Below are 8,446 nucleotides of genomic sequence, written 5' to 3'. Positions count from 1 at the left end.
TTGATAGGCTGGAGGTGGACGCGCAGCAATGTGTGGAGCTGACCAGTACTAATCGGTCGAGGGCTTATCCTAACGTTTTCGTAAGAAAACAACTTCGAACAGACGCGAAGAGATCGTTTCGGATCCGGTTTTCAGGGCGCAAATCCTGATTGTGACTTACATTGTAAGTCCGAGAGTGGCAAACACTCGCGTTTGCTACGCAAGAACTGTTTGGAGAGATACCCAAGTGGCTATAAGGGGACCCTCTGCTAAGGGGTTAGACTGCGTTAGCGGTGCGAGGGTTCGAATCCCTCTCTCTCCGCCATTCCCTTCTAATAGAAGGAAGATGGCAAATGAATATGGCGGTGTAGCTCAGCTGGCTAGAGCGTACGGTTCATACCCGTAAGGTCGGGGGTTCGATCCCCTCCGCCGCTACTTTTAGATTCACTTCCCATGGAGGCTTAGCTCAGCTGGGAGAGCATCTGCCTTACAAGCAGAGGGTCGGGGGTTCGATCCCCTCAGCCTCCACCATATCATACGCCGGTGTAGCTCAATTGGTAGAGCAACTGACTTGTAATCAGTAGGTTGGGGGTTCAAGTCCTCTCGCCGGCACCATTTTTAATGGCCTGGAACCGTGGTGTAGGGGTTAACATGCCTGCCTGTCACGCAGGAGATCGCGGGTTCAAATCCCGTCGGTTCCGCCATTTTAATTAAATAACTGGTTTTATGGAGTATGGCTCGGTAGCTCAGTTGGTAGAGCAAAGGACTGAAAATCCTTGTGTCGGCGGTTCGATTCCGTCCCGAGCCATCTTTATATTGTGGAGGCTTAGCGAAGTGGCCAAACGCAGCAGACTGTAAATCTGTTCTCTCCGAGTTCGGTGGTTCGAATCCATCAGCCTCCACCAGTTTTACGAGCCATTAGCTCAGTTGGTAGAGCACCTGACTTTTAATCAGGGTGTCGAAGGTTCGAGTCCTTCATGGCTCATCAAAAAGTCGTATTCCGTGTAAGCGGGATGCGGCTTTTTTGCATATTCAAGATTATGTTAAGATAAAAGAAAACGGTGTTGGAGGGCTCGCTATGAATGTGCAAGATATCCGGAGCCGGTTGGAGAGTGTTGTTAACCGACCGGTTGAGCTGATCGAGATCGGAGAATGGCAAGGGCAGCAGCGATCGAAGTCTGTCGAATATCAAAATGCTGTAAAAACAAATACTCTTTTGTCGACAGGCTGGACAGATATAGACTCGACTTGGTTTTTTACAGCGAATCCGGAACTTGCCGATGACGAAGAACAGTGGGCTTTCCGCATTTTTGACACTAACTTGTTACCTGCAATGCGAGAATTGATTGCTTTGCTCGTTCAAACGGTAACCTCGGAAGTCGTGACCCGACCCCAGGAGGAGAGCGAAGTACAACAGCTTGGCCGATGGTTGGCGGAGAAGCTGGAGCATGATGAATCTCCCCAAGAACTGCCGGACGCTTTATTGCTGAAAAGCCGTCTTTTTACCGAGATGATCCCGTTTCTTTTGATCTGTGAAGGGGCTCAGAATACGCTTGGGGGATATGAGGAGCTGCATCAGTTATTATCCACGTTCCTGGAAAGGGACGTTCTGGTTGTTCCCCTGCACGGAAGGGAATGGCTATTGTTCGTGGATCGTCTGGATGTACTGGAGGTCTCGGAGGAGCGCGGCGAGGAAGAGGAATCGGACCGTGAATTAATAGAAGCTTTCGGATTGGGCCTGTATGAACTGATTGCGAGCGAATGGACGGGAATTTTTAATCTGTCCGTCACTGATCCGTTGCAGCCTGCACATGGCCTGGTGAGGGCGGTGCGGTTGCTTCGAGAGAGCGTATTTCTCGGGAAGACGTTCCATGTGACTCGCAATGTCCATCTTCCGTGGGAGCTGGGACTGGAGCGATTGGTGTACAGTATCCCGGCAGCGCAGCGCGAACGGTTTATTGAAGAAGTTGAAGGATTGGACGTTGTGTTGGAAGATGGAGAGGTCTTGACGACTTTGGAAACCTTTTTCTTGATGAACTGCAATGTCAGCGAGACGGCTAAGCGGTTGTATATCCATCGGAACACGTTGATCTACCGATTGGACAAGATTAAGCAGGAGACGGGACTCGATGTCCGCAATTTTGGAGACGCCGTTTTGATGAAGCTTGCATTACTATTAGATAAAGTCACAAAAGACTAGGCGGATTTTTGTGCAGTTTGCGAATAGCCAGGAAAGCGTATTCAGGGTAATATGAGAGCAGGTAAAAGAAAGCAGTTCAGCTCCATACACATATCCTCAATACAGGGAGGCAACATTCAATGGCTGGTGTACGCTTAGAACATATCTACAAGAAATATGCAGGTTCCGACAAAGCAACGGTAATCGACGTTAACCTCGATATTAAAGATAAAGAGTTCCTCGTGCTGGTCGGTCCTTCCGGCTGCGGTAAATCGACAACACTGCGCATGATCGCAGGCCTGGAAGAAATCTCCGAAGGCAAACTGTACATCGGCGACCGCGTCGTAAACGACGTAGCTCCAAAAGACCGCGATATCGCGATGGTATTCCAATCTTACGCCCTGTACCCGCATATGGACGTATACTCGAACATGGCGTTCGGTCTGAAACTGCGCAAGGTAAAGAAAGACGAAATCGAGAGACGCGTTCGCGAAGCTGCGAAAATCCTCGATATCGAACATTTGCTTGAGCGTAAACCAAAAGCACTTTCCGGTGGTCAACGTCAACGGGTAGCCTTGGGCCGCGCGATTGTCCGTGATCCGCAAGTCTTCCTGATGGACGAACCTCTTTCCAACTTGGACGCGAAACTGCGCGGTCAGATGCGTGCGGAAATCACGAAGCTGGTTAAGCGCCTCGAAACGACTTGCATCTACGTAACGCACGACCAGATCGAAGCCATGACAATGGGCGATCGCATCGTCGTTATGAAAGACGGCATCATCCAACAGGCGGCTCCGCCGGAAGATCTGTACAACAACCCGACGAACATCTTCGTTGCCGGATTTATCGGTTCCCCGACGATGAACTTCATCAACGGCACGCTGATCGATGAAGCTGACGGTCTGTACTTCCAAGCTCAAAACCTTCACGTCGAAATTCCGCGCGGCAAAGCTCAAATCCTGCGCGAAAAGTCGATGGTCGGCAAAGAAGTGATCTTGGGTCTGCGTCCGGAAGACGTGCACGAAGAGCCGGTATTCCTGGAAGCTTCGCCGAAAACGGTCTTCACGGCCAGTGTTGAAGTTACCGAGAACCTCGGTCACGAAATGCTGCTGTACCTGACAGGCCTGGGCGGCGACACGACGATTGCCCGCGTAGACGGTCGTTCGAGCGTACGCGAAGGTTCGCAAGTACAGTTGGCGATCGACATGAACAAAGCACACATTTTCGAGAGAGAATCGGAAGTTAACGTCTTCTACGACGTGAAATAATTCCGTTTGCTGTCCAAACGAAAATAACGGGCCGTCCTTCGGGGCGGCTTTTTCGCGCTTATCCGAAGGGAACGAGCATTGCTTTCAACGGGTATTTCCTTTACGATGAATAAGATGGAACGACCAAGAGACAGAAGAAGGGAAGAATACAGAATGGCTAAAAAGGTAAAAGTAGCCGAGCTGGTCCAGCAGTTTCAATTTGAAGTCGTAGCGGGCGAACAGGGGTTACGCCGTCCGATTACGGTTGACGATTTGAATCGGCCGGGGCTGGAGATGGCCGGATATTTCGAATATCATTCGCCGGAGCGGGTTCAACTACTGGGCAAGACTGAGCTGACTTTTTATCATATGCTCTCGAAGGAAGACAAGCGGGACCGGATGAGCCGACTCTGTAACGAAGAGACGCCGTGTATTATTGTGACTCGGTCTTTTGAAGTGCCGGAAGAACTGATTGAACTCGGCAACGAGCGCGAGATTCCGATTATCCGTAGCGGCATGTCCACGACGAGCCTGGCTAGCCGGGTAACCGGTTTCTTGGAGCGCAAGCTTGCGCCGACGACGACGATTCACGGCGTACTCGTGGATATCTACGGCGTAGGTATCATCATTACGGGCAGTAGCGGTATCGGCAAAAGCGAAACGGCACTGGAACTTGTTAAGCGCGGACACCGTCTGATCGCCGATGATGCTGTCGAAATCCGTCAAAGCGCGGATAATCAGCTTGACGGTACGGCACCTGAACTGATTCGTCATCTGCTTGAGATTCGCGGTGTAGGCATCATCAACGTCATGACGTTGTTCGGCGCCGGAGCGATTCGCAATCACAAACGGATCACCTTGGTCGTTCGTTTGGAAAACTGGCAGCCAGATAAGCAATACGATCGTTTGGGGCTCGACGAAGAGACCACGCGCATCATCGATACCGACATTCCGCTGGTGACCATTCCGGTTCGTCCGGGCCGAAACCTGGCTGTTATTATCGAAGTGGCTGCGATGAACTTCCGTTTGAAACGTATGGGTTATAACGCGGCGCAGCAGTTTACGCATAAACTGACGGCAACAATCGCGGATGATATGGATGATTTAGATTAATTGTTGAAGTGGGAGGGTTAACGAATGGGGGCATTACTGGCGATCAATCCGATCGCGTTCAGTATCGGTCCGCTGGCGGTGCACTGGTACGGACTGATTCTCGGACTCGGTGCCGTAGTCGGCATGCTGATCGCGATGCGCGAAGGCAAAAGATTCGGCCTGCCGCAGGAGTTGTTCATGGACATTCTGCTGTTCGGCGTGCCATCAGCTATCATTTGCGCGCGGATTTACTATGTGGCATTCCAATGGGACCAGTATAAGGATAACCCGCTCAAGGTATTTGCAATTTGGGAAGGCGGCATCGCTATTTACGGCGCGTTGATCGGTGCGGTAATCTGTGCCGTCATCTACACGCGAATCAAAGGCTATAGCTTCTGGCGAATTGCCGATCTATGCGCGCCGGGCTTGTTTGCCGGACAGCTGATCGGGCGTTGGGGCAACTTCGTCAATCAAGAAGCATATGGTGGCGAAGTCAGCGAAACCTTCCTGCGTGACACGCTACATTTGCCAAACTTTATTGTAAATCAAATGAACATCGAAGGTGTATTCCATCATCCGACGTTCTTGTATGAATCGCTATGGAATCTGGTCGGTATCCTGTTGATTTTCGTGATTCGCCGCCGGAACTTCGTGCGTGCGGGCGAAATCTTTATTGGTTACTTTATCTGGTACGCGATCGGTCGCTTTTTTATCGAAGCACTGCGTACCGACAGTCTGGCATTCCAAGGACCAAATTGGTTGGCTTCGCTGATCCATGGCATGTGGACACCGATGACTTGGTTTGGATTTGAAGAAGGGTATCTGGATGCGGCTTACGGCAACGTGCGTATTTCGCAATTGGTTGCGATCTTGTTCTTCGTGATTGCGATCGCGTTGATTATCATTCGTCGTAAAAACGGCCAAGCCAATATCCGCTATTCCGATCCGATTGTTTCTTCGAAGCTATCGACGGCTTTGCCGGCAGTAGACGAAAAGCATCGCGTGGAAGGTGCAGCCCCTTCGGCCGGAACCGATAAGAAGCCTTCGAACGACGACCCTTTGCGCAAGGAGTGATCTTATTATGAAACCAAATCCGGCAATCCGGACGGTGCTGTTCGATCTGGACGGTACCATCATCGATACGAACCAACTCATCATCGACTCCTTCATGAACGCGATGACGGATATTCCGCTGACGCGGGAAACGATCATTCCGCATATGGGTACGACTCTGCAAAACCAGCTCCGCGTGTTCTCGGGGCTGGAGGACGTGCGTGAACTGGAGCAAGCGTATCGCAAGTACAATCTGGCTCATCATGATTCCATGGTCAAGCCTTTTCCGCATGTGCAGGAGGTTGTCAAAGCTCTTCATGCGTCCGGCATTCGTCTCGGCATCGTTACGACCAAGATTCGTCCGACCACGATGAAGGTTCTGGAGATGTTCGACCTGTCGCGCTATATGGAGGCGATCGTAACGGTAACCGACGTAAACAATCCGAAGCCGCATGCGGAACCGGTACTGATGGCATTGGAAAAAATGGGCGCAGACCCGGCTTCGGCGCTGATGGTGGGCGACAGTCCGGCCGATATTCAATCCGCGCAACATGCGGGCGTTCGCGCCGCTGCTGTTGCCTGGTCGCTCAAAGGCGAAGCTGCATTGTCAGGTTACGGTCCGGATTATATGCTGCATGACATGCGCGACTTGTATGAACTGACCGGAACGGAGCGTCGGGAAGCATGAGAAAAACGGAGCGCCACTTCGTTGAGGACGGCCCGAACTCCCTGCGTCAGATCTACAAGACCGTCAGTCCGTGGAAAGGCGTCAAAAACTTCGTCTTTATTCAGATTGCGCGTTACTGCCCGATTCTGGAAATGAAAAACTGGATTTATCGCCGTATCCTCCACATGAAAGTGGGCCGGGATACGGCTTTCGGGCTTATGGTCATGGTGGATGTGTTTTTTCCGGAAAAGATTACGATCGGACGCAACACCGTGATTGGCTACAATACGACCATTCTGGCGCATGAGTATCTGATTCGCGAGTATCGTCTCGGCGAAGTTGTCATCGGGGACGAGGTCATGATCGGCGCGAACACCACGATCCTGCCGGGCGTCACCATCGGCGACGGAGCCGTCGTGGCGGCCGGATCGGTGGTGCATCGGGATGTGGAGCCGGGCGCCTTTGTCGGCGGGAACCCGCTGCGAGTCATTGAGCGGAAAAGTCCTTAAGACACGCCAGAATCCGCTCTGATTTTGACAAGTTCTTCACAAAACAAGGCTCAAATGCTTAACATTTTCTGAAAGTTCCGGGAAAATGGCCTTTGTAAGGCTTTAGTCGGGTATAATGCAAAAGGAAGCGCACGGCGGGAGGCAGCGATGCTATCCCGTTTTTCGCTTCGTGGCAGAAGGCCTGCAAGTAGCTTGAAGAGTAACCGGATCGCTTAAGCCGAGCGGACTGGGAAGGGAGCAATAAAATTGAGTTCTGTTTCAATCAAGAAAGAAAGACTGCCGCAGTTGGATACCTTTCGCGCGTTAGCGATCCTGGGCGTGCTGCATGTGCATTCCACATCGTTTGCGACGATCGAATCGGTACACTTGAAAGCTTTTTACCTCATTAATTTCATCAACGTGTTCTTCCGATACGGTACGCCTTCGTTTATCATGCTGAGCAGCTTCGTGCTGTTCTACAATTATTACAACCGTCCGGTAGACGCCAAGTTGGTCGGAGGCTTCTATAAGAAGCGCATGCTGTACATCCTGCTGCCGTACGTGTTGTTCTCCGCCATTTATTTCATCTATAAGATGCATGTGGCGGGTACGCTAGGCACGGGCGCGGAGACTTACGGAGAAATGCTGGCCCGGTATTGGAAAAACCTGAAGGAAGGCACCGGGTATACGCATCTGTATTTCGTGTACATCAGCGTTCAGTTTTACATTTTGTTCCCGCTGATGCTTCTTCTGCTCAAGTCCTCCAAATGGGTAGCCCGTTGGGCGATTCCGATCGGTTTGGTTTTGCAATGGGCCTTCGTATTCTGGAATAAATACGATCTTCATTACGCGACAAAAGGAAGCCTTGCGATTACATACTTGTCCTATTACATGATCGGCGCGTTCCTGGCGATTCATTTTGACAAGATCCGCGGCTGGCTGATGAACGATTCCAAAAAACTGCCGACCAAAGTCTGGTTTTGGAACGGGATGCTGTGGATCTCCTGGGCGGCCGTCGTCGTCGTGCATGTGTGGTTTTATCAAGAGATTCGCCTCAAGCACTTTACGGCCAACTCGCTGTGGTACGAACTTCTATGGAACGTGCATACGATGCTGACAGCGCTGGTTCTGATGAGGGCTTCATTCCTGTTGTACCGCAAGGGGCCGAAATGGTTAATCAAAATGCTGACCCGTCTCGGCGAGTTGTCCTTTGCCGTGTATCTGGTCCACCCGCTGGTTCTCGGTTATTACCGGGATACCGAAGATTGGTTCTTCAGCCATTTCCAAATGGGCTCGGTAACGTATTTTGCCTGGGTATACGGGGGGCTTCTCTCCGCGCTCATCGCATCCTGGATCGTGACGCAAGCCATTCTCCGCTGGATTCCGGGCGCTTGGGTGCTTCTGGGCAATGTCCCCGGTTCTCTGCGCAAAAAGAAAAAAGCTCCGCCCGCACCTGCCGCATCGACCGATCGCAGCGTGTAACCGTACGCGCTGCCCGCTTGCAGCGGGACGTGCAAGGAGCAGGCGATGGGCGGAAACTGTCTTAAGCAGCTCGCGATCGGCAGACCGCGATGCGAAAGTTTATCAAGGAACGCGGATCGAAATGTTCCGAAACGTCAAAAAAACTACTCCAAAGTCATGATTATGGCTTGGGGTAGTTTTTTTGTATCGTGATTTGGGGTCGTGAAAATCCGATTGCTGCGCCGATTCTGCGAATCCGCTCTCTCATTGTTGCGTATAA

The 8,446-nt window shown here is 51.5% G+C and carries 7 protein-coding genes and 8 tRNA genes; all 15 read left to right on the top strand.

The window, feature by feature from the left end:
• Positions 1-212: 212 nt before the first annotated feature.
• The 15 genes from SACSAC_RS10145 to SACSAC_RS10075 all read left to right on the top strand — a co-directional run bounded on the left by SACSAC_RS10145 (position 213) and on the right by SACSAC_RS10075 (position 8,187).
• Positions 213-304 (top strand) — tRNA-Ser (locus SACSAC_RS10145).
• Positions 305-340: 36 nt separating this feature from the next.
• Positions 341-414, top strand: a tRNA-Met gene (locus SACSAC_RS10140).
• Positions 415-434: 20 nt separating this feature from the next.
• Positions 435-510, top strand: a tRNA-Val gene (locus SACSAC_RS10135).
• 8 nt (positions 511-518) lie between these two features.
• Positions 519-594: transfer RNA gene (locus SACSAC_RS10130), tRNA-Thr, on the top strand.
• Positions 595-607: 13 nt separating this feature from the next.
• A tRNA-Asp gene (locus SACSAC_RS10125) sits at positions 608-683 on the top strand.
• A 31-nt stretch (positions 684-714) separates the two neighbouring features.
• Positions 715-787: transfer RNA gene (locus SACSAC_RS10120), tRNA-Phe, on the top strand.
• A gap of 12 nt (positions 788-799) precedes the next feature.
• A tRNA-Tyr gene (locus SACSAC_RS10115) sits at positions 800-884 on the top strand.
• A 7-nt stretch (positions 885-891) separates the two neighbouring features.
• A tRNA-Lys gene (locus SACSAC_RS10110) sits at positions 892-964 on the top strand.
• A gap of 93 nt (positions 965-1,057) precedes the next feature.
• Complete coding sequence (locus tag SACSAC_RS10105) at positions 1,058-2,179, top strand: PucR family transcriptional regulator (protein WP_037292600.1); 1,122 nt, start codon at positions 1,058-1,060, stop codon at positions 2,177-2,179.
• Positions 2,180-2,298: 119 nt separating this feature from the next.
• The gene (locus tag SACSAC_RS10100; protein ID WP_037285862.1) at positions 2,299-3,426 is read left to right on the top strand and encodes an ABC transporter ATP-binding protein; all 1,128 of its coding nucleotides are present in this window, start codon (positions 2,299-2,301) and stop codon (positions 3,424-3,426) included.
• A gap of 153 nt (positions 3,427-3,579) precedes the next feature.
• Positions 3,580-4,518: an HPr(Ser) kinase/phosphatase gene (gene hprK, locus SACSAC_RS10095; protein ID WP_037285859.1), complete on the top strand. Its 939-nt coding sequence runs from the start codon at positions 3,580-3,582 to the stop codon at positions 4,516-4,518.
• 24 nt (positions 4,519-4,542) lie between these two features.
• Positions 4,543-5,571 carry a prolipoprotein diacylglyceryl transferase gene (lgt, locus tag SACSAC_RS10090; protein WP_037285858.1) on the top strand — a complete coding sequence of 343 codons (1,029 nt, stop codon included), beginning with the start codon at positions 4,543-4,545 and terminating at the stop codon, positions 5,569-5,571.
• Between the two features lie 7 nt (positions 5,572-5,578).
• Complete coding sequence (gene ppaX / locus SACSAC_RS10085) at positions 5,579-6,238, top strand: pyrophosphatase PpaX (RefSeq protein ID WP_037285847.1); 660 nt, start codon at positions 5,579-5,581, stop codon at positions 6,236-6,238.
• Complete coding sequence (locus SACSAC_RS10080) at positions 6,235-6,726, top strand: acyltransferase (RefSeq protein WP_037285846.1); 492 nt, start codon at positions 6,235-6,237, stop codon at positions 6,724-6,726. The genes ppaX and SACSAC_RS10080 overlap by 4 nt, the downstream gene beginning before the upstream one ends.
• Before the next feature lie 246 nt (positions 6,727-6,972).
• Positions 6,973-8,187 carry an acyltransferase gene (locus SACSAC_RS10075; RefSeq protein WP_037285845.1) on the top strand — a complete coding sequence of 405 codons (1,215 nt, stop codon included), beginning with the start codon at positions 6,973-6,975 and terminating at the stop codon, positions 8,185-8,187.
• The last annotated feature ends 259 nt before the right edge of the window (positions 8,188-8,446 follow it).

This window comes from Saccharibacillus sacchari DSM 19268 (genome assembly GCF_000585395.1).
Lineage (GTDB): Bacteria > Bacillota > Bacilli > Paenibacillales > Paenibacillaceae > Saccharibacillus > Saccharibacillus sacchari.
Note: the sequence above shows the minus strand (reverse complement) of the source record. Positions and strands in the feature narration are given on the sequence as shown.